16 protein-coding genes are annotated in these 17,465 nt (G+C 72.3%); 2 read left to right on the top strand and 14 right to left on the bottom strand.

All coding sequences use genetic code 11. The annotated features are described in order from the left end of the window. Positions 1 to 24: 24 nt before the first annotated feature. The 3 genes from AMK27_RS25750 to AMK27_RS25740 are packed head-to-tail and all read right to left on the bottom strand — an operon-like array spanning position 25 to position 2,289. Complete coding sequence (locus AMK27_RS25750) at positions 25 to 1,041, bottom strand: methionine synthase (protein ID WP_073912675.1); 1,017 nt, start codon at positions 1,039 to 1,041, stop codon at positions 25 to 27. A 2-nt stretch (positions 1,042 to 1,043) separates the two neighbouring features. Then, positions 1,044 to 1,742, bottom strand: a complete 699-nt coding sequence (locus tag AMK27_RS25745; protein WP_073912672.1) for an SDR family oxidoreductase — start codon at positions 1,740 to 1,742, stop codon at positions 1,044 to 1,046. Between the two features lie 7 nt (positions 1,743 to 1,749). Continuing rightward, positions 1,750 to 2,289: an LOG family protein gene (locus tag AMK27_RS25740; protein ID WP_073912670.1), complete on the bottom strand. Its 540-nt coding sequence runs from the start codon at positions 2,287 to 2,289 to the stop codon at positions 1,750 to 1,752. A 97-nt stretch (positions 2,290 to 2,386) separates the two neighbouring features. On the opposite strand from AMK27_RS25740, the gene AMK27_RS25735 reads away from it, so the two are divergent. Then, positions 2,387 to 3,220, top strand: a complete 834-nt coding sequence (locus tag AMK27_RS25735; RefSeq protein WP_073912668.1) for an alpha/beta fold hydrolase — start codon at positions 2,387 to 2,389, stop codon at positions 3,218 to 3,220. Positions 3,221 to 3,333: 113 nt separating this feature from the next. On the opposite strand, the gene mnmA is transcribed toward AMK27_RS25735, so the two are convergent. Beyond that, positions 3,334 to 4,500, bottom strand: coding sequence for a tRNA 2-thiouridine(34) synthase MnmA (gene mnmA, locus AMK27_RS25730; protein ID WP_073912666.1), 1,167 nt, complete (start codon positions 4,498 to 4,500; stop codon positions 3,334 to 3,336). 61 nt (positions 4,501 to 4,561) lie between these two features. Here mnmA and AMK27_RS25725 point away from each other — a divergent pair, with 61 nt between their 5' ends. Continuing rightward, positions 4,562 to 5,257 carry an N-acetylmuramoyl-L-alanine amidase gene (locus AMK27_RS25725; protein WP_073912663.1) on the top strand — a complete coding sequence of 232 codons (696 nt, stop codon included), beginning with the start codon at positions 4,562 to 4,564 and terminating at the stop codon, positions 5,255 to 5,257. Between the two features lie 89 nt (positions 5,258 to 5,346). On the opposite strand, the gene AMK27_RS25720 is transcribed toward AMK27_RS25725, so the two are convergent. The 10 genes from AMK27_RS25720 to AMK27_RS25675 all read right to left on the bottom strand — a co-directional run bounded on the left by AMK27_RS25720 (position 5,347) and on the right by AMK27_RS25675 (position 17,411). Next, positions 5,347 to 6,510: a cysteine desulfurase family protein gene (locus AMK27_RS25720; RefSeq protein WP_073912661.1), complete on the bottom strand. Its 1,164-nt coding sequence runs from the start codon at positions 6,508 to 6,510 to the stop codon at positions 5,347 to 5,349. Positions 6,511 to 6,940: 430 nt separating this feature from the next. Continuing rightward, on the bottom strand, positions 6,941 to 7,831 hold the full coding sequence (locus tag AMK27_RS25715; RefSeq protein ID WP_073912659.1) for a thioesterase family protein: 891 nt from the start codon (positions 7,829 to 7,831) through the stop codon (positions 6,941 to 6,943). 23 nt (positions 7,832 to 7,854) lie between these two features. Continuing rightward, positions 7,855 to 8,532: a trimeric intracellular cation channel family protein gene (locus tag AMK27_RS25710; RefSeq protein WP_073912656.1), complete on the bottom strand. Its 678-nt coding sequence runs from the start codon at positions 8,530 to 8,532 to the stop codon at positions 7,855 to 7,857. Positions 8,533 to 9,077: 545 nt separating this feature from the next. After that, entirely contained in the window at positions 9,078 to 10,289 is a 1,212-nt protein-coding gene (locus AMK27_RS25705) for an ABC transporter ATP-binding protein (protein WP_073913246.1), read from the bottom strand. 8 nt (positions 10,290 to 10,297) lie between these two features. Then, positions 10,298 to 11,398, bottom strand: coding sequence for an ABC transporter ATP-binding protein (locus AMK27_RS25700; protein WP_073912654.1), 1,101 nt, complete (start codon positions 11,396 to 11,398; stop codon positions 10,298 to 10,300). Continuing rightward, a complete protein-coding gene (locus AMK27_RS25695) occupies positions 11,395 to 12,393 on the bottom strand; it encodes an ABC transporter permease (protein WP_073912652.1) in 999 nt (332 codons plus the stop codon). The genes AMK27_RS25700 and AMK27_RS25695 overlap by 4 nt, the downstream gene beginning before the upstream one ends. A gap of 114 nt (positions 12,394 to 12,507) precedes the next feature. After that, positions 12,508 to 14,271, bottom strand: a complete 1,764-nt coding sequence (locus tag AMK27_RS25690; protein WP_073912650.1) for an ABC transporter substrate-binding protein — start codon at positions 14,269 to 14,271, stop codon at positions 12,508 to 12,510. A 109-nt stretch (positions 14,272 to 14,380) separates the two neighbouring features. Next, positions 14,381 to 15,403 carry an ABC transporter permease gene (locus AMK27_RS25685; protein ID WP_073912648.1) on the bottom strand — a complete coding sequence of 341 codons (1,023 nt, stop codon included), beginning with the start codon at positions 15,401 to 15,403 and terminating at the stop codon, positions 14,381 to 14,383. A gap of 363 nt (positions 15,404 to 15,766) precedes the next feature. Continuing rightward, on the bottom strand, positions 15,767 to 16,558 hold the full coding sequence (locus AMK27_RS25680) for an enhanced serine sensitivity protein SseB C-terminal domain-containing protein (RefSeq protein ID WP_073912646.1): 792 nt from the start codon (positions 16,556 to 16,558) through the stop codon (positions 15,767 to 15,769). A 112-nt stretch (positions 16,559 to 16,670) separates the two neighbouring features. Further along, entirely contained in the window at positions 16,671 to 17,411 is a 741-nt protein-coding gene (locus AMK27_RS25675) for an enhanced serine sensitivity protein SseB (protein WP_073912644.1), read from the bottom strand. Between the last annotated feature and the right edge of the window lie 54 nt (positions 17,412 to 17,465).

Raw genomic sequence — 17,465 nt, 5'->3', positions numbered from 1 at the left:
GTCCTCCCGTGCCTCGAAACCCGGTCACTCTGGGTTGTCCGCGAGCGATCTCGCCGCCCGGGCGCAGTGGGCGAGCGCCGCGCGGGCGTAGGCGGGCGAAGCGCCCGCGAGCCCGCACGTGGGAGTGACGACCACGGACTCGGCGAGAGTCCCCGGATTCAGCCCCAGCCTGCGCCACAGCGTCCTGACACCCATGACGCTACCGCCCGGGTCGGACAATGGGCCGTCGGTGGACGCCACCACACCGGCGAAGAGCTTCGTGCCGGCCTCCACGGCCTCACCGAGCGTGTCGTCGTCACGTTCGGTGAGCAGGGAGAAGTCGAACGAGACGCCCGCGGCGCCGGCCCGCCGGAGCAGCGCGAACGGGACGTCGGGGGCGCAGGAGTGGACGACCACCGGTCCGTCGTGGACGGCGATCACCTCGCGCAGGGCGCTCTCCACGACCTGCCGGTCGACGGCCCGGTGGGTGCGGTAGCCGCTGGCGGTGCGGACGTGGCCGCGCAGGACGGCGGTGAGCGAGGGCTCGTCGAGCTGGAGGACGACCCGGCCGCCGGGGACCCGCCTGCGCAGGTCCGCGAGGTGCTCGCGGAGGCCCTCGGCGAGCGAGCCGACGAGGTCGCGGCAGGCGCCGGCGTCGCCGAGGGCGGCCTCGCCGCCGCGCAGCTCCAGGGCCGCGGCGAGCGTCCAGGGGCCCACCGCCTGCACCTTGAGCGGTCCCTCGTACCCCTGCGTGAACTCCTCCAGGGCGTCCAGGTCCTCGCCCATCCAGGACCGGGCGCGCTTGGTGTCGCGGCCGGGCCGGTCGCTGATCCGCCAGCCGCTCGGCTCCACGTGCGCGTAGAGGTCGACGAGCATCCCGATGGTCCGGCCGATCATGTCGGCGCCGGGACCGCGGGCGGGCAGCTCCGCGAGGAACGGGAAGTCCTCGAAGGACCCGGTGACGGTCTTCGCCGTCTCCCGGGCGTCGCCGCCCGGCATGGAGCCGACGCCGGTGGCGGGCCCCCAGGGCACGCGGCCGTCCTCGGTCTGCGTCTCGCTCATGCCTAGCGTCCCGGACGAACGGTGAGGTCGTTGATCTCCGCGTCGCGCGGCAGGTCGACGGCGGTGAGGATGGCCGTCGCGACCGACTCGGGGTCGATCCAGCGCGACGGGTCGTACTCCTTGCCCTCCTGGGAGTGGACCTTGGCCTGCATGGGGCTCGCGGTACGGCCCGGGTAGACCGAGGTCACCCGCACGCCGTTGCCGTGCTCCTCGTGGCGCAGGGAGTCGGCGAGGGCCTTGAGGCCGTGCTTGGAGGCGGCGTACGCGCCCCACTCGGCGTGCGCGGCGAGCCCGGCGCCCGAGTTCACGAAGACGACGTGGCCCTGGGAGACGCGCAGCTGGGGCAGGAGGTGCCGGGTCAGCTCGGCCGGGGCGACGAGGTTGACGTTGAGCTGGTGGTGCCAGGTCTTGGGGGTGAGGTCCCCGATCGGCCCGAGGTCGACGACGCCCGCGATGTGCAGCAGGCTGTCCACCCGCTCCGGCATGGTCTGGTGCGAGAACGCCCAGGAGAGCCGGTCCGGGTCGGCGAGGTCCCCGACGAGCGTCCGGGCGCCGGGGAACTGCGCGGCGAGCTCCTTGGCCCGCCCCGCGTCGCGCGCGTGGAGCACGAGGTCGTCCCCGCGCGCGTGGAGGCGGCGCGCGACGGCCGCGCCGATGCCGGAACCGGCTCCGGTGATCACATGTGTAGCCATGGTCACCATGCTCGCATCAGCGGGCGGCGATGTTCTCCTCCAGGTGGGTGAGGGCCGTCTGGGCGTCGTCGGCGAAGAGGACGAGGTCGGCGAGGGGGATCGGCAGGAAGCCCTCCTCCTCCATCCGGCGGAACTGGGTCTTCAGCCCGTCGTAGAAGCCCGCCGTGTTGAGCAGGACGACCGGCTTGCGGTGCTTGCCGTGCTTCTTCAGCTCCAGGATCTCGGTGGCCTCGTCGAGGGTGCCGGTGCCGCCGACCAGGACCACGACCGCGTCGGACTTGGCGAGGAGCAGCGCCTTGCGCTCGGCCAGGTCCCCGGCGACGACCATCTCGTCGGCGTTCGGGCGGGCCTTGTGGGCGAGAAAGTCGACGGAGACGCCCACGAGCCGGCCGCCGGCCTCCTGGACGCCGTCGGCGACGACCTTCATCAGACCGGTGTCGGAGCCGCCCCAGACCAGGGTGTGGCCGGCCTTGCCGAGGAGCCGCGCGAAGTCGCGGGCGGGGGCCGTGTAGCGCTCGTCGAGGTCGGCCGCGGAGAGGAAGACACAGATGTTCATGGCCCCACCGTAGGCCCTGACCAGCGGCTTCCCGATTCCTCCGAGAAATCCCGCCGTGCGGCGATGAGTTCCGGCGGGCGGTCGGGTCTCACCTGCCATGGACGAGGTGAGCACCACACTGGGCAGGGTTCGGGGACGGGTCGCGTCGGGGGACGGCACGCCGATCGCGTACGAGCGGTACGGGGAGGGGCCCCCACTGGTCCTGGTGAGCGGCGTGCTGGGCACGGCCGCGGGAGAGCGGGCGCTGGGCGGGTTACTGGCCCGGTGCTTCTCGGTCGTCGCGTACGACCGGAGGGGCCGCGGCGGGAGCGGCGACACCGGGCCGTACGCGGTGGAGCGGGAGATCGAGGACCTGGCCGCGGTGGTCGGGGAGGCGGGGCCCGGTGCGGTGCTGCACGGGACGGGCACCGGGGGCGTGCTGGTCCTCGCCGCGGTGGCCGCCGGGCTGCCGGCCGGGGCGGTGTCGGTGTTCGAGCCGCCGTACTCGGCCGCGGCCGCCGAGCGGGGACGGCAGGCGGCCGAGCTGCTCGGGAGCGGGCGGCGGGCGGCGGCGCTCGACCTGTTCCTGGCGGAGTCGACGGTGCCGGCGGAACTGCGCCCCGGGGGCGCGGAGCCGGCGCACACCCTGGCGTACGACGCCGCGGTCCTCGGCGACGGGTCCGTGCCGGAGCGGCTCCTGGCCGGGGTCCACGCGCGCGTGCTGGTGGTCGACGGGGGCGTGAGCCCGATGGCCGTCCGGCAGGCGGCCCGGACCTTGACGGAGGCCCTCCCCCGGGGCCGCCACCGCACGCTGACGGGCCAGACGCACGACGTGGCCCCGCACGTCCTCGCCCCGGTCCTGACGGACTTCCTCGGCGACACGCAGGAACCCGCGGAGGCGGGCCGGAACAGCCCGGAGCGACCGATCCCGACCGGACCTGCCGGAGCCTGACCGCCTGCTGACAGACCGTGAGGGTCGGGGCTCGGATGGAGTCGGGGCTCGGATGGAGTCGGGGCTCGGATGGAGTCGGGGCTCGGGTGGAGTCGGGGCTCGGGTGGGTGGGGTTACGCCGGGGCCGGGGCCGTTGCCGTGGGTTCCGGTGTCGTCGTGCGGCGGGTCGTCGTCGCGATCGTGGCCGAGCCGACCACGCGCGTGCCGTCGTAGAGGACGATCGCCTGTCCCGGGGCGACCCCGCGGACCGGCTCGTCGAAGGCGACCGTGAGCTCGCCGTCCGCCAGGGACGCCGTCACTTCGGTCTCGCCGCCGTGGGCGCGGAGCTGGGCCGTGTAGCGGCCCTCGCCCTCCGGCGCGGTGCCGCACCAGCGGGGCTTGATCGCCGTCAGGGCGGTGACGTCGAGCGCCTCGACCGGGCCGACCGTCACCGTGTTGTTCACCGGCGAGATGTCCAGGACGTAGCGGGGCTTGCCGTCGGCGGCCGGGTGCCCGATCCGCAGGCCCTTGCGCTGGCCGATGGTGAAGCCGTACGCGCCCTCGTGACTGCCGACCTTCGTACCGGCCTCGTCGACGATGTCGCCCTCCGCCTTGCCCAGGCGGGAGGCGAGGAAGCCCTGGGTGTCGCCGTCGGCGATGAAGCAGATGTCGTGGCTGTCGGGCTTCTTCGCGACCGCGAGCCCGCGCCGCTCCGCCTCCGCCCGGATCTCGTCCTTGGTGGTGAGCGTGTCGCCCAGCGGGAACATCGCGTGCGCCAGCTGCTTCTCGTCGAGCACGCCGAGCACGTACGACTGGTCCTTCGCCATGTCGGAGGCGCGGTGCAGTTCGCGGGTGCCGTCCTCGTTCAGGACGACCGTCGCGTAGTGACCGGTGCAGACCGCGTCGAAGCCGAGGGCGAGCGCCTTGTCGAGCAGCGCGGCGAACTTGATCTTCTCGTTGCAGCGCAGGCACGGGTTGGGCGTGCGGCCCGCCTCGTACTCCGCGACGAAGTCGTCCACGACGTCCTCGCGGAAGCGCTCGGCGAGGTCCCACACGTAGAACGGGATCCCGATGACGTCCGCCGCCCGGCGGGCGTCACGGGAGTCCTCGATCGTGCAGCAGCCGCGCGCCCCCGTACGGAAGGACTGCGGGTTCGCGGAGAGGGCGAGGTGCACGCCGGTGACGTCGTGGCCGGCCTCTGCGGCACGGGCGGCGGCGACGGCGGAGTCCACTCCGCCGGACATGGCGGCAAGGACCCGGAGGGGACGGCTCTGGGGGCGCGGGGGCGGAGTCTGAGTCATAGCCCTACCAGGGTACGGGGCGCCGGGAACCACAGTCGCGGTAGTAAGCGTTCTCGGTGGCATGGGGAGCAAGGCGAGTGGCACGGGCGGGGCCGGCGGTTCGGGAAAGGCCGGCGGTTCCGGCAGACGGGTGGGGCGGCGCGCGGTGCTGCTCGGCGGAGGCGTCGCCGTCCTGGGGACGGCGGCACTGGCCAGGGAGGAACTGGCGCGCGCCTGGTGGCGGCTGCCGGGGATGGAGAAGAAGCGGGTGGAGGGCGAGCTGGACCACCGGGCCGCCGAGTGGACGTCTGCGTCGCGGGCGAACTGGCGGCGGGCCGACCGGCCGGACGACTACCGGATCGACCGCGTCGTGATCCATGTCGTCCAGGGCAGTTACGCGACCGCCCTCAAGGTCTTCAAGGACCCCGGGCACGGGGCCGCCGCCCACTACGTGGTCCGCAAGGACGGGCACGTGGCGCAGATGATCCGGGAGCTCGACGTCGCGTTCCACGCCGGGAACCGCGACATGAACGAGCGGAGCATCGGCATCGAGCACGAGGGCTTCGTCGACCGGCCGCAGGACTTCACGGCGGCGATGTACGCGGGGTCGGCGCGGCTGACGGCCGACATATGCGCCCGGTACGGGATACCCGTGGACCGGGAGCACATCATCGGGCACGTCGAGGTGGAGGGCACCGACCACACCGACCCCGGTCCGCACTGGGACTGGGACCGCTATCTCACGCTGGTGCGGGAGGCGTCGAAGGCCCGCGCCTGAGCGTCTTCGACGGGCTCGGGCGCGGGCCTCGGGTGCGGCTGTCGGCTCGCGCGCCGGTCGTCTGCTCGCGCGCGGGGCTCGCGCGCTGGTCAGCTGAGGCCCGCGGTCCTGGCCCGTTCCACGGCCGGGCCGATCGCGTCCGCGACCGCCGCGACGTCCTCCTTGGTGGAGGTGTGGCCGAGCGAGAAGCGCAGGGTGCCCCGGGCCAGGTCCGGATCGGTGCCGGTGGCGAGCAGGACATGGCTCGGCTGCGCGATGCCGGCGGTGCAGGCGGAGCCGGTGGAGCAGGCGATCCCGGCCGCGTCGAGCAGCAGGAGCAGGGAGTCGCCCTCGCAGCCGGGGAAGGTGAAGTGGGCGTTGGCGGGGAGCCGCTCGACGGGGTCGCCGCCGAGGATCACGTCGGGGACGCGTGCCTGGATCTCGGCCACGAGCTCGTCGCGCAGCGCGCCGACCTCCCGGGCGAAGTCCTCGCGCCGCTCGGTGGCCAGCCGGGCGGCGACCGCGAAGGCGGCGACGGCCGGCACGTCGAGGGTGCCGGAGCGGACGTGCCGCTCCTGGCCGCCGCCGTGCAGGACGGGCACGGGGGTGTGCTCGCGGCCCAGGAGCAGGGCGCCGATGCCGTAGGGGCCGCCGATCTTGTGGCCGGAGACGGTCATCGCGGCGAGTCCCGAGGCGGCGAAGTCGACCTCGGTCTGACCGACGGCCTGGACCGCGTCGGCATGCAGCGGTACACCGAACTCGGCGGCGACATCGGCCAGTTCGCGGACCGGCATGACGGTGCCGATCTCGTTGTTCGCCCACATGACGGTGGCGAGGGCGACGGATTCGGGGTCGCGGGCGACGGCCTCGCGCAGGGCCTCGGGGTGCACGCGGCCGTACCGGTCGACCGGCAGGTACTCGACGTCGGCGCCCTCGTGGGTGGCGAGCCAGTCGACGGCGTCGAGCACGGCATGGTGCTCCACCGGGCTGGCGAGGACGCGGGTGCGGCGGGGGTCGGCGTCGCGGCGGGCCCAGTAGAGGCCCTTCACGGCGAGGTTGTCGGCCTCGGTGCCGCCGGAGGTGAAGACGACCTCGCTCGGCCGCGCGCCGAGCGCGGCCGCGAGTGTCTCGCGGCCCTCCTCGACGGTCCGCCGGGCCCGCCGTCCGGCGGCGTGCAGGGAGGAGGCGTTGCCCGTGACGGCGAGCTGGGCGGTCATCGCCTCGATCGCCTCGGGCAGCATGGGCGTGGTCGCGGCGTGGTCGAGGTAAGCCATGGTGGGTCGATTCTACGAGCCCGCTCCCCCGACCCTGGCGGGTGGCCGGTCTACGCCGCCGCGCGCGGCGGGCGCCGGGCCCGGGGGCCGTGCCTCACGGGGCCCTCGTCGCCCCCTCGCCGGGCACGCTTCGTGCCCGCTCCTGGCCCTCGTCGGTCCCTCGCCCCGGTCGCGTCGCACCCTCGCCGGGCGGGCGGCGGCTCGGGCTCAGGACCCTGGGGGGGGCGTGGGGTGTCATCGGGTCCCGGACGTGGCCGGAGGTCACGTCCGGGACCGTCCCGGCGCCGGTCGGTCCCCTTCGGGACCGGGATCGGGGCCGGGCCGTACGCGCTCCGGGCCGTACGCGCTCCGGGGTGTGCGGCCCCGGGGCGTACGGGCCCTGTCGTCGCCTGTCGGCGCGTTCCGGCTCGGGGTCTGAGCCGGGACCGCGTCAGGCGCGCGGCGCGCGGGCCAGCTGCCGGGACTGCGCCACCAGGCGGTCGGCGCTGTCCCAGACCTCCGCGTCCTCCTCAAGGAAGCCGCCGGCGAGGTTGCGGGTGGTGATGGAGACCCGCAGCGGGCCCGGGGCCGGGCGGCAGCGGATGTGGGTGGTGAGCTCGACGGTCGGGGTCCAGCCCTTCAGGCCCAGCTCGAAGGAGGTCGGCGGCAGCGCGTCGACCGTCAGGAGCAGCGACAGCGCGTCCGGCTCACGGCCGTCCGCGAGGCCGAACCACGCGCGCATCTCACCCTTGCCGGAGGGCGCGCCGATCGCCCAGCCGACGCAGGCCGGGTCGAGGCGCAGGTCGAGCCGGTCGGCGATCGCCGAGGAGCCGGGGATCGCCGGGGTCGGGCCGTCGGAGGCGGAGAAGCAGTTCTCGATGGCGGCCATCGCCGGGAGCGCCGCGGTGGTGCGGACGTCGTCGGAGAGGGAGTCGAGGTCGCCGTACGAGGCGAGGACCCTGATGCGCTCGACCTCGGTGCCGTCCTCCGCGTACTGGAAGAGGGAGGCCTGGCCGGTGGAGAGCGTGCGGCCGGTGCGGACGGTCTCCGTCCTGATCACCGCGGGGCCCGGTACGGACGGCGTGAGGTAGTGCGCCGAGATCGTGAACGGGTCGGGGTGCGGAAGGTGGTCGCCGAGGGCGCGGCCGAGCAGAGCGAGGAGGTAGCCGCCGTTGACCGCGTGGATGATCGTCCAGCCCGCGGAGAGGTCCGCGTCGTAGACGCCGGGCTCCCGGAGGGTGACGGCGGTGTCGCGGTCGAACTCGTACGCGCGCTCGTCGTCGCGCTCGCCCTCGCGTCCGCGCTCGCTCGTCGCGGCGGGGGTCTCGATGCTCGTGCTCATGTTTCCGACGGTACCCCAGGAAGCTACTGAGCGGTAGCTTTTTCTGGTTCCTCGCGCGCGGAGGACCGCCGGTTCCAGGCACGGGGCGCGCGCCAGTGGTAGCGCATCGCGAGCAGCCGGAGCAGGAAGGCGGTGAGGACGGCGGCGCCGCTGGTCCAGCCGTTGAGCATGTCGAACCGGATGCAGAGCGCGACCATGGCGGCCCCGACGATCGCGGGGACGGCGTACAGGTCCCGGTCCCAGCGCAGCAGCGAGGGCACCTCGTTGGCGAGCACGTCGCGCAGGACACCGCCGCCGACCGCCGTCGCGAGACCCAGCGCGGCGGAGGAGGTGAGCCCGAGCCCGTAGTCGTACGCCTTCGTCGTACCGGTCACGCAGAAGAGGCCCAGGCCCGCGGCGTCGAAGACGTTGACGGCGGTCTGGGTGCGCTCGACCTCCGGGTGGAGGAAGAAGACGAGGCCCGCGGCGATCAGGGGCATGAGGAAGTAGCCGAGATCGGTGAAGGCGGCGGGCGGCACGGCGCCGATGATCAGGTCGCGGAAGAGGCCGCCGCCGAGGGCGGTGACCTCGGCGAGGACGGCGATGCCGAAGACGTCGAAGTTCTTGCGGACGGCGAGGAGGGCGCCGGAGATGGCGAAGACGAAGATGCCGACGAGGTCGAGGGCGTGTTGGACGGAGGGGGTGAACAGGTCGTGGAGCACCGGCCCATTGTCCCGGTACTTCCCCCTGGCCCCGTCCCGCACCACGGGCTCCCCGTCCGGGGGCGTGTCCCTGGGGGCGGGGCCGGGTCCCGTGCCCGGTGCGGGGGCCGGGTCCCGTACCCGGTGCGGGGGCCGGGTCCCCTACCCGGTGCGGGGGCCGGGCCGCCGGGCGGCGGGCACCGGGCCGCCGGGCGGCGGGCGCCGGGATGTCGCGCCGCCACCGGGTACGGCGGGGGACTCCCCCACCCCGCCCCTTCCCGAAACCCTGACGGGACCGGGGGCTCCGCCCCCGAACCCCCGACGCCGGCGGCCTCGCGGACGCGCCTTGCCCGGCGGGGCGGGAGGCGGCGGAAGCCGGCCCGACCCCGGCAGGACCCCGGTCCGAGGACCGGCGCCCGGCGTTCCGCAGCGGTCCCGCCACGCGGGTCCCCGTGAGCGCGGGTCCCCGGACGCGCGGCTCCCCGGACGCGCGGCTCCCCGGACGCGCGGCTCCCCGGACGCGCGAAGGCCCCCGGTGCCCTTCGGCACCGGGGGCCTCCCCCGCGTCACGCCTTCGGCGCGTCGCCCTCGGCCGCGGGCTCCGGCGTCTCGGCCTGAGCCTCCGCCTTCCCCTCGGCCTCCGTCGACTCCGGCGCCGTCTCGGCCGGCTCCGTCGGCTCCTCCGCGACCGTCGGCTCCGACGCCTTCCCCGCCTTCTCCGGCGTCGCCGACGTCTCCGTCTTCGCGGGTGCCGTCGTGATCTCCAGCGACTCCCTCGCCCCCGGGATCGTCAGGGACTCCGCGTTCTCCGGGTGGTGGCAGGCCACCCGCTGGCCCGGGCGGAGTTCGACCAGCGGGGGTTCCGCCGTGCGGCAGACGTCCGTGGCCTTCCAGCAGCGGGTGTTGAAGCGGCAGCCCGGCGGCGGGGCGATCGGGGACGGGACGTCGCCCGTGAGCAGGATGCGGTCGCTCTTCGCGCCCCGGCGGCGGGGGTCCGGGATCGGGACCGCCGACATGAGGGCGCGGGTGTACGGGTGCATCGGGTTCTCGTAGAGGGACTTGCGGTCCGCGAGTTCCACGATCTTGCCCAGGTACATCACCGCGATGCGGTCGGAGACGTGCCGGATGACCGACAGGTCGTGCGCGATGATCACGTACGTGAGGCCGAGCTCCTGCTGGAGGTCGTCCAGGAGGTTGACCACCTGGGCCTGGATGGAGACGTCCAGGGCCGAGACCGGCTCGTCCGCCACCACGAGCTTCGGCTTCAGGGCCAGCGCGCGGGCGATGCCGATGCGCTGGCGCTGACCGCCGGAGAACTCGTGCGGGTAGCGGTTGTAGTGCTCCGGGTTGAGGCCGACCAGCCCGAGCAGCCGCTGGACCTCCTTCTTCACGCCGCCCTCGGGCTCGACGCCCTGGAGCTTGAAGGGGGCCGAGACGATCGTGCCGACCGTGTGGCGCGGGTTCAGCGAGCCGTACGGGTCCTGGAAGATCATCTGGATGTCCCGGCGGAACGGGCGCATGCCCGAGACGCCGAGGTGCGAGATGTCCTTGCCCTGGAACTCGACCGTGCCGCCGGTGGGTTCGAGGAGCCGGGTGATCAGGCGGCCCATGGTGGACTTGCCGCAGCCGGACTCGCCGACGACGCCGAGGGTCTCACCGGGCAGGACCTCGAAGTCGATCCCGTCGACCGCCTTGACCGCGCCGGTCTGCCGCTGGAGAAGCCCCTTCTTGATGGGGAAGTGCTTCTTCAGGCCGGTGACCTTGAGGAGGGGTTCCATGGTCTCGCTCACAGTTTCGGCGCAATCTCTTCGGTCCAGATACGGGTCCGCTCCTCCTGCGGCATGTGGCAGGCCGAGAAGTGGCGGTCCCCGGCCGGCGCCAGCTCCGGTCGCACGGTGCGCGTGACGCCGCCCTTGGGGACGTCCGCGTACGGGCAGCGGGGGTTGAAGGCGCAGCCGCTCGGGATGTTGATGAGGCTGGGCGGGTTGCCCTTCACCGGGATGAGCCGGTCGGTCTGGTCGCGGTCGATCCTCGGCATCGAGCCGAGCAGGCCCCAGGTGTAGGGGTGCTGCGGCTCGTAGAAGACGGACTCGGCCGGTCCGCGCTCGACGCAGCGCCCGCCGTACATGACGAGGATGTCGTCGGCGAGCTCGGCGACGACGCCGAGGTCGTGGGTGATGATGACGACCGCGGAGCCGAACTCCTTCTGGAGGTCCCGCATCAGGTCCAGGATCTGGGCCTGCACGGTCACGTCGAGCGCGGTGGTCGGCTCGTCGGCGATGAGCAGCGCGGGGTTGTTGACGAGCGCCATGGCGATCATCGCGCGCTGGCGCATGCCGCCGGAGAACTCGTGCGGGTAGTTGTCGAACCGCTTGGCGGGCTCGGGGATGCCGACCCGGTCGAGGAGTTCGACGGCCCTCCTGCGTGCCGTCTTCTTGTCGACGGGGTGGTGGACGCGGTAGGCCTCCACGATCTGGTGGCCGACCGTGTAGTACGGGTGCATCGCGGACAGCGGGTCCTGGAAGATCATCGCCATGTCGCGGCCGCGCATCTTACGGACCTCGTCCGGGTCGGCCGTGAGCAGCTCGCGGCCGTTGAGCCAGATCTCGCCGGAGATCCGCGCCTTCTGCCGGCCGTACTGGCCGACGGTGTGCAGGCCCATGATGCCGAGCGAGGTGACCGACTTGCCGGAGCCGGACTCGCCCACGATGCCGAGGGTCTTGCCCTTCTCCAGCTGGAAGCTGAGACCGTCGACCGACTTGACCAGACCGTCGTCGGTCGGGAAGTGGATCTTCAGGTCGCGCACGTCGAGGAAGGCGTCGGAGGGGGCCCCGGTGGCGACGGGTTCGCCGACCGCCGCGCCGGTCTTCGTCAGCTTGTCCGTCATGCGAGCCTCACTCGGGGGTCGATCACGGCGTACAGCAGGTCCACGACGAGGTTGGCGATGACGACGCACGCCGCGGTGATCAGCGTGACGGCCAGGATCAGCGGCAGGTCGCGCTCGCTGACGCCCTTGATGGCGAGTCCGCCGAGGCCGTGGAGGCTGAACGCGGTCTCGGTCAGGATCGCGCCGCCGACGAGGGCGCCGAGGTCCATGCCGAAGATGGTCAGGATGGGGGTCATGGTGGAGCGCATGGCGTGCTTGCCGAGCACGACGGACTCCGGGAGGCCCTTGGCCCGCGCGGTGCGGATGTAGTCCTCGCCGAGGACCTCCAGCATGGTGGCGCGGGTGAGCCGCGCGTACATCGCCGCGTACAGGAAGGCGAGGGTCACCCAGGGCAGCAGCAGGCCGCCGAACCAGCCGCCGACGGACTCGGTGATCGGCGTGTACGAGGCGTTGAGCCAGCCCAGTTGGGTACGGAAGACGAGCATCGCCAGCATGGCGGTGAAGAAGATGGGCAGCGAGACACCGGCGAGCGCGGTGATCATGGCCGCGCGGTCGATGATCGTGCCCCGCTTGAGCGCGGAAACGACACCCGTGGAGACACCCAGGATCAGCCACAGCACGGCGGCGCCGATGACCATGGAGAGGGTGACGGGGAAGGCGTCGACCAGCATCGACCAGACGTCCTGCTCGGTGCGGAACGAGTAGCCGAAGCAGGGCGCGGCGCAGTGGATGGTGTCGCCGCCACCGGTGTAGTCGCGACCGACGAAGATGCCGGAGACGAAGTGCCAGAACTGCACCAGGATCGGCTCGTCCAGGCCCAGTTTCTGCCGGACGGCCTCGATGGATGCGGGATCCGCCTGCTTGCCGACGAACATCGCGGCAGGGTCGCTGCCGGTCAGCTTGGGTATGAGGAAGAAGATGCTGAGCGTCACGAGCGTGACGACGAGCAGCATCACGACGACCGCGAAGAGTCGCCGGACTATGTATGCAAGCATGCGGTCGGCCGGTCGGCGGCCGGGGGACCCGATCGGGTCCCCCGGCCGCCGCCCTCGGCCATCACCTGCCCTTCGGACCTGGCGGCGGGTGGTGCGCCGGTGGAACGGGTCGGATTACTTGACGACGCCGAGCGACGCGTAGTCGTAGCGGCCGTTGTAGGCGTCCGCCGTGTAGACGTTGGTCAGCCGGGAGCTGCGCCAGATGATGTTCTTCTCGTGGGTGAAGGGCAGGTAGACCGCGGCCTCCGACACCTTCGTGTTGATCTGCTTGTAGAGCTCGCCGGCCTTGACCGGGTCGGTCTCCTTCAGCGCCTGGTCGAAGAGGCCGTTGACGGCCTTGTCGTTCAGCTCCGAGAAGTTGTTGTTACCGCTCTGGAGGATGAAGCGGCCGTCGACCAGCGGCTGCAGGAAGCCCTGTCCGCTCGGGAAGTCGGCGCCCCAGCCCATGATGATGATGCCGTAGCCCTTGTCCTTGACGACCTTCGGCGAACCGATGATGCCGGACGTCTGGGCGCCGTCGAACTGGTCGATCTCGGCCTCGATGCCGACGGCCTTCAGCGACTGCTGGAGGGACTCGGCGGTCGCGATCTCGATCTTCTTGTTGTTGCGGACCGCGATCGTGGTCTTGAAGCCGTTCGGCTTGCCGCACTTCTTGAGCGCGTCCTTGGCCTTGGCCAGGTCCGGGGCGCCCCCGAGCTTGCCGTACGGGTCGGCCTTCGGGTCGGCGCCCTTGATCGCCGGCGGGAGCATGTTGGAGGCGATGTCGCCACCGGCCTGCGGGCCGCCGCGGGCGGTCTGGAGGGACTTGGAGTCGGCCGCGTAGATGATGGCCTTGCGGCAGTCGATGTTGGGGATCACCGTCTGCGGGAAGACCGCGTAGCGGATGAAGCCCGTCTGCGGGTTGTCGACGTTGCCCTTGTGCTGCTGGAGCACCTTCTGGCGGGCGGAGGCGCCGACGCCCGTGGCGTTGATGTCGAGGTCGTACTCGCCCTCGACGAGGCGGTTGTCCATGTCGTCGGCGTTCGTGGTGAACGTGACGCTGACGCTGTCCGGGAGGGCCTTGCGGACGGTGTCCGTCTTGGCGTCCCACTTGTCGTTGCGGACGAGCTTGATGGACTTGTTCGGGGTGTACGACTGCCACTTGTACGGGCCGGAGGAGAAGGGCTTCAGGCCGTACTTGGCCTTGGTGTCCTTGTCCTGGCGGACCGGGGAGGCGGCGGGCATGGCCAGCATCTGCAGGAAGTCGCCGTTGGCGACCGGCAGCTTGAAGATGATGGTCTTGTCGTCCGGGGTCTCGATCGCCTTCAGGCCGAGCTTGTCCGCGGAGGTGTCCTTGTAGGGGCCCTTGTACTCGCCCTTGGGGTCGAGGACCTGCTGGAGGTAGATCGGGCCGCCGGAGATGACGTCCTGGGCCCAGATGCGCTCGATGCCGTACTTGATGTCCTTGGAGGTGATCGGCTTGCCGTCCTCCCAGGTCACCCCGTCCTTCAGCGTGAAGGTGTAGGTGAGGCCGTCGGCCGAGACCTTGCCGGCGTCGGTGGCGAGGTCCGGGACCAGCTCGGTGGAGGCGGCGCCCGGCTCGGCCTTGAAGGTGACCAGCTGACGCGTGTAGTAGCGCGCGAAGTCCCACACGAAGCCGTAGTAGCCGCGCTGCGGGTCCCACGAGTCGGCCTCCTGCGAGCCGATGAACTTCAGCTCGCCGCCCTTCTTGTCGGAGGCGTTGGCGACCTTGTTCACACCGGCGTTGAAGCCGGGCGCACCGCCCTTGCCCTTGTCGCCGCTGTCGCCGGTGCCGCCACCGCACGCGGTGGTGACGACCATCGTGGCCGCCGCGAGCAGCGCGCCCGCGGCGATTCTGCGCTGAGAGCTCTTCAGCATGGGTCCAGCAACCTCCGGGATAGTGGCGGCCGTACGGCGGTCCGCCGATTGGGGTTCAGCCTCCTGTCGCCAGCGGCAGGGGCGGGTCGTGCGGGTCGTCGGCGAACGGTCAGCGGGAGCCCTTCGGGTCGAGCGCGTCACGCACGCCGTCGCCGAAGAGGTTGAACGCCAGAACGGTGATGAAGATCGCGAAGCCGGGGATCACCATGAACAGCGGATCCGACTCGTAGGTGGTGATGGCCGTCGACAGCATCTGTCCCCAGGAGGCCGTGGGCGGCTTCACACCGGCACCGAGGAAGCTGAGCGCCGCTTCGGTGAGGATGTTGGTGGGGATCATGAGGGTCGCGTAGACCGTGATCGGGGCGATCAGGTTCGGCAGCAGCTCGCGGCGCAGGATGTAGAGGCGGCCGGCGCCGAGGCTCTGCGCGGCCTCGACGTACTCGCGGTTGCGCAGCGAGAGGGTCTGGCCGCGGACGATGCGGCCCACGTACGGCCAGCCGAAGAAGCCGATGACGAGCACCAGGGCGGCGATGCGGACGCCGGAGCCGTCGAGGCCGAGGAGCTGGTTCGGCAGGACGGAGACCAGGGCGCTCGTGAAGAGCAGCTGCGGGAAGGCGAGCATCACGTCCATGACCCGGCTGAGGGCCGCGTCGATCCAGCCGCCGAAGTAGCCGGCGATGATGCCGAGGATCGTGCCGAGGACGACGGCGAAGACGGCCGCGAGGAAGGCGACGAGGAGCGAGATCCGGGCGCCGTAGACGATGCGGCTGAAGACGTCGCGGCCGTTGACGGGCTCGACTCCGAAGAGGAAGTCGGAGCTGACGCCGCCCCAGGAACCGATGGGGGTGCCGAACAGCGGGTCGATCTGGTCCTCGTGGAACTCGTCCGGCGGGTGGCCGAGGAGGCCCACGATGACCGGCGCGAAGATCGCGACGAGGACGAGGAAGACGACGATGAAGGCGCCCGCGAGGGCCAGTTTGTCGCGCTTGAGGCGGGTCCAGGCGATCTGCCAGGGCGAGCGGCCCTCGATCGCCTTGGCGGGGGTGCCGCCGGGGGTGCCGGGGGCGTCGGGCGCGCCATCGACGGTGGCGGTCGCCTCGCCCGCACTCTTCTCGTGCAGTGGTGCCGTCATCGTGGTGAGGACCCCTCTCGGCCGCCGGTAGCCGGCCCTTGCCCGCCGCGGGTAGCGGCTCGGTGGAACAACCTGCTGGGCACGTGCTCGAAAGGAGCCGAACGCCCGGTGTTCCGGGGAGTCTTCAATGCGCTTGTGATCACCCGCCAGCCCTGACGAGGAATGTTTGCTCAAACGTGATGCGGTGCTGCGACTTCCGTTATCCGGACGTCGGGGTCATGTGAGCGGACCATCTCGGGGCCTCTTCCCCCCAATCGGACATGTCCCCCCAACTAGGCGTTCGAGCTCCTCAATTGGGGCGAACGAAAGCCTCCGGAGCGAGCTCCGGAGGCTGGTGGGGCGGAAGGCGAGAAGGGGTACGTCTCAGTATCCGGACGGCGCGGGTGGCGGGTATCCGTACCCCGCAACGGGGGCCGGTCCGCGTCCGGCGTGCGCCTCGCGGTCGTAGAACGGGCGGCCGTTCGCCCGCAGCCAGAGCGCCACCGGGTCGTACCCGTCGGAGAGGGCGACCGTCGAGACGGGCAGCCCCTCGGGTACGGCGCCGATGGACTGGCGCATCATCGCCCGGACCGTGTCGACGGCCGCCTGCGAGGTGTCGTACAGGTCGAGACCGATGACGAGGTACGGGGAACCGAGCGCGGGCTGCACCCAGCCGCGGCGCAGAGACCGGACGGCCGGGGTGCGGTGCGCGTTCTGCGTGAGCAGGGCGTAGAACTGCGGGATCTCCAGGGTGGGCTCGGTGACCCGGAGCGGCCCCGCGGGCATCCGGTCGAGGCCGGTGGCGATCCGGCGCAGATCGGCCCAGGGGATGCCGACGCCACCGCCGGGGGCGTGCGGATTCAGCCAGACGCCCCAGCGGTCGGGGTAGAGGGCGCGGGCGATCTCCCGGCCGGTGACGAGCTCATGGGCGCGGTGCCAGCCCGAGGCGGCGAGTTCCTGGGCGGAGGTGACGCAGGGCGCGTAGCCGAAGCCGTCGACCTTCATGTTCCCGTACTGGGCGTCGGACGAGCCGGGCGAGCCGTGCCAGAGCAGCATCCAGAGCTCGCCGTCGGCGAGGGCGTGCAGCAACTGCTCGTACGCGTCGTAGCGTCCGGGTGCCACCTGGCGCAGCATGTGCTCGACCTGTCCGGTCGCAGCGGTGCCTGACGCGCTCACCCTGGGTCCCGCCCCTCTTCCGTCACCACGTCTGTTCCGACGTCCGTCCCTGACGTCCGTCCTGGCGACGTCCGTCCTGCTGTCGAGAAGTTCAGCTTAAACAGGCCGTCCGTCACACGGCGGCGCGCTGGTAGAAGGGCCGCACCCGCTCCAGCATCCAGTCGCCGACCGGATCCTGTGCCATGTCGAGCAGGATGAGGTTGACCGGCCAGGCGCATTCGACGCGGCCGAGGGCGCGGCCGAGGGCGTCCAGGGGCGCGTTGCGGTCGACGCCGTCCCAGGCGGCGAGCTGCACGCCGATGAAGAGCGCGGGCTCGGTGCCCTCGACGCTGGCGAGGGCCCGGCGGGCGGTGGTGACGACGCCGGTGGCATCGAACTCGGCGGACGCGGCGGCGAGGAAGTCGACCGGGTCGTCCTGCCAGTCGGGCTCGAAGAGCCGGACGCGGCCGCCGGTGGCGGGCCCGTCCAGCGGGGTGCGGCCGACGCGGCAGAGTTCTGCGACGGCCGGCGGGGGCAGCGGGACGCCGACGACGCCGCCCGGGTTCACGGCGATGCCGAGCTGCGGGGGCAGGCCGCGGGCGAAGTCACGGGCCGGGGCGACGGTGAACGACATGTGGCTGCCGACACAGGCGAGGAACTGCTCCTCGGAGCTGAAGACGGGGACGTAGGCCGCGCCGTCGATCTCCATGGTGGCGAGGTCCAGGTTCGGGCTGTCGGGCCCGCCGCCGTTGGGCAGGGGCACCCAGACCGGGCTGCGGCCGAGGACCTCGACCAGTCGGGCGCCCGCCGAGGGGTTGCCGAGGGAGGCGGCAAGGACCTCTTCGAGCTCGTTGCCCGGCCACGTCACGTCCACGGTCCCGTTTCCCCTTCTCGCACGGCCTGCCGTACCGGCCGCCCCGGCAGCACC

Source organism: Streptomyces sp. CB02009, assembly GCF_001905825.1.
In the GTDB taxonomy this organism is placed as follows: domain Bacteria; phylum Actinomycetota; class Actinomycetes; order Streptomycetales; family Streptomycetaceae; genus Streptomyces.
This window is presented reverse-complemented; position numbering and strand designations above follow the sequence as displayed.

Coding starts and splice junctions, on each gene's coding strand:
- AMK27_RS25705 (WP_073913246.1), bottom strand. CDS start 10,289: ATGGAACCCCTCCTCAAGGTCACCGGCCTGAAGAAGCACTTCCCCATC.
- AMK27_RS25745 (WP_073912672.1), bottom strand. CDS start 1,742: ATGGTGACCATGGCTACACATGTGATCACCGGAGCCGGTTCCGGCATC.
- AMK27_RS25725 (WP_073912663.1), top strand. CDS start 4,562: ATGGGGAGCAAGGCGAGTGGCACGGGCGGGGCCGGCGGTTCGGGAAAG.
- AMK27_RS25715 (WP_073912659.1), bottom strand. CDS start 7,831: ATGAGCACGAGCATCGAGACCCCCGCCGCGACGAGCGAGCGCGGACGC.
- AMK27_RS25685 (WP_073912648.1), bottom strand. CDS start 15,403: ATGACGGCACCACTGCACGAGAAGAGTGCGGGCGAGGCGACCGCCACC.
- mnmA (WP_073912666.1), bottom strand. CDS start 4,500: ATGACTCAGACTCCGCCCCCGCGCCCCCAGAGCCGTCCCCTCCGGGTC.
- AMK27_RS25695 (WP_073912652.1), bottom strand. CDS start 12,393: ATGCTTGCATACATAGTCCGGCGACTCTTCGCGGTCGTCGTGATGCTG.
- AMK27_RS25735 (WP_073912668.1), top strand. CDS start 2,387: ATGGACGAGGTGAGCACCACACTGGGCAGGGTTCGGGGACGGGTCGCG.
- AMK27_RS25690 (WP_073912650.1), bottom strand. CDS start 14,271: ATGCTGAAGAGCTCTCAGCGCAGAATCGCCGCGGGCGCGCTGCTCGCG.
- AMK27_RS25740 (WP_073912670.1), bottom strand. CDS start 2,289: ATGAACATCTGTGTCTTCCTCTCCGCGGCCGACCTCGACGAGCGCTAC.
- AMK27_RS25720 (WP_073912661.1), bottom strand. CDS start 6,510: ATGGCTTACCTCGACCACGCCGCGACCACGCCCATGCTGCCCGAGGCG.
- AMK27_RS25700 (WP_073912654.1), bottom strand. CDS start 11,398: ATGACGGACAAGCTGACGAAGACCGGCGCGGCGGTCGGCGAACCCGTC.
- AMK27_RS25750 (WP_073912675.1), bottom strand. CDS start 1,041: ATGAGCGAGACGCAGACCGAGGACGGCCGCGTGCCCTGGGGGCCCGCC.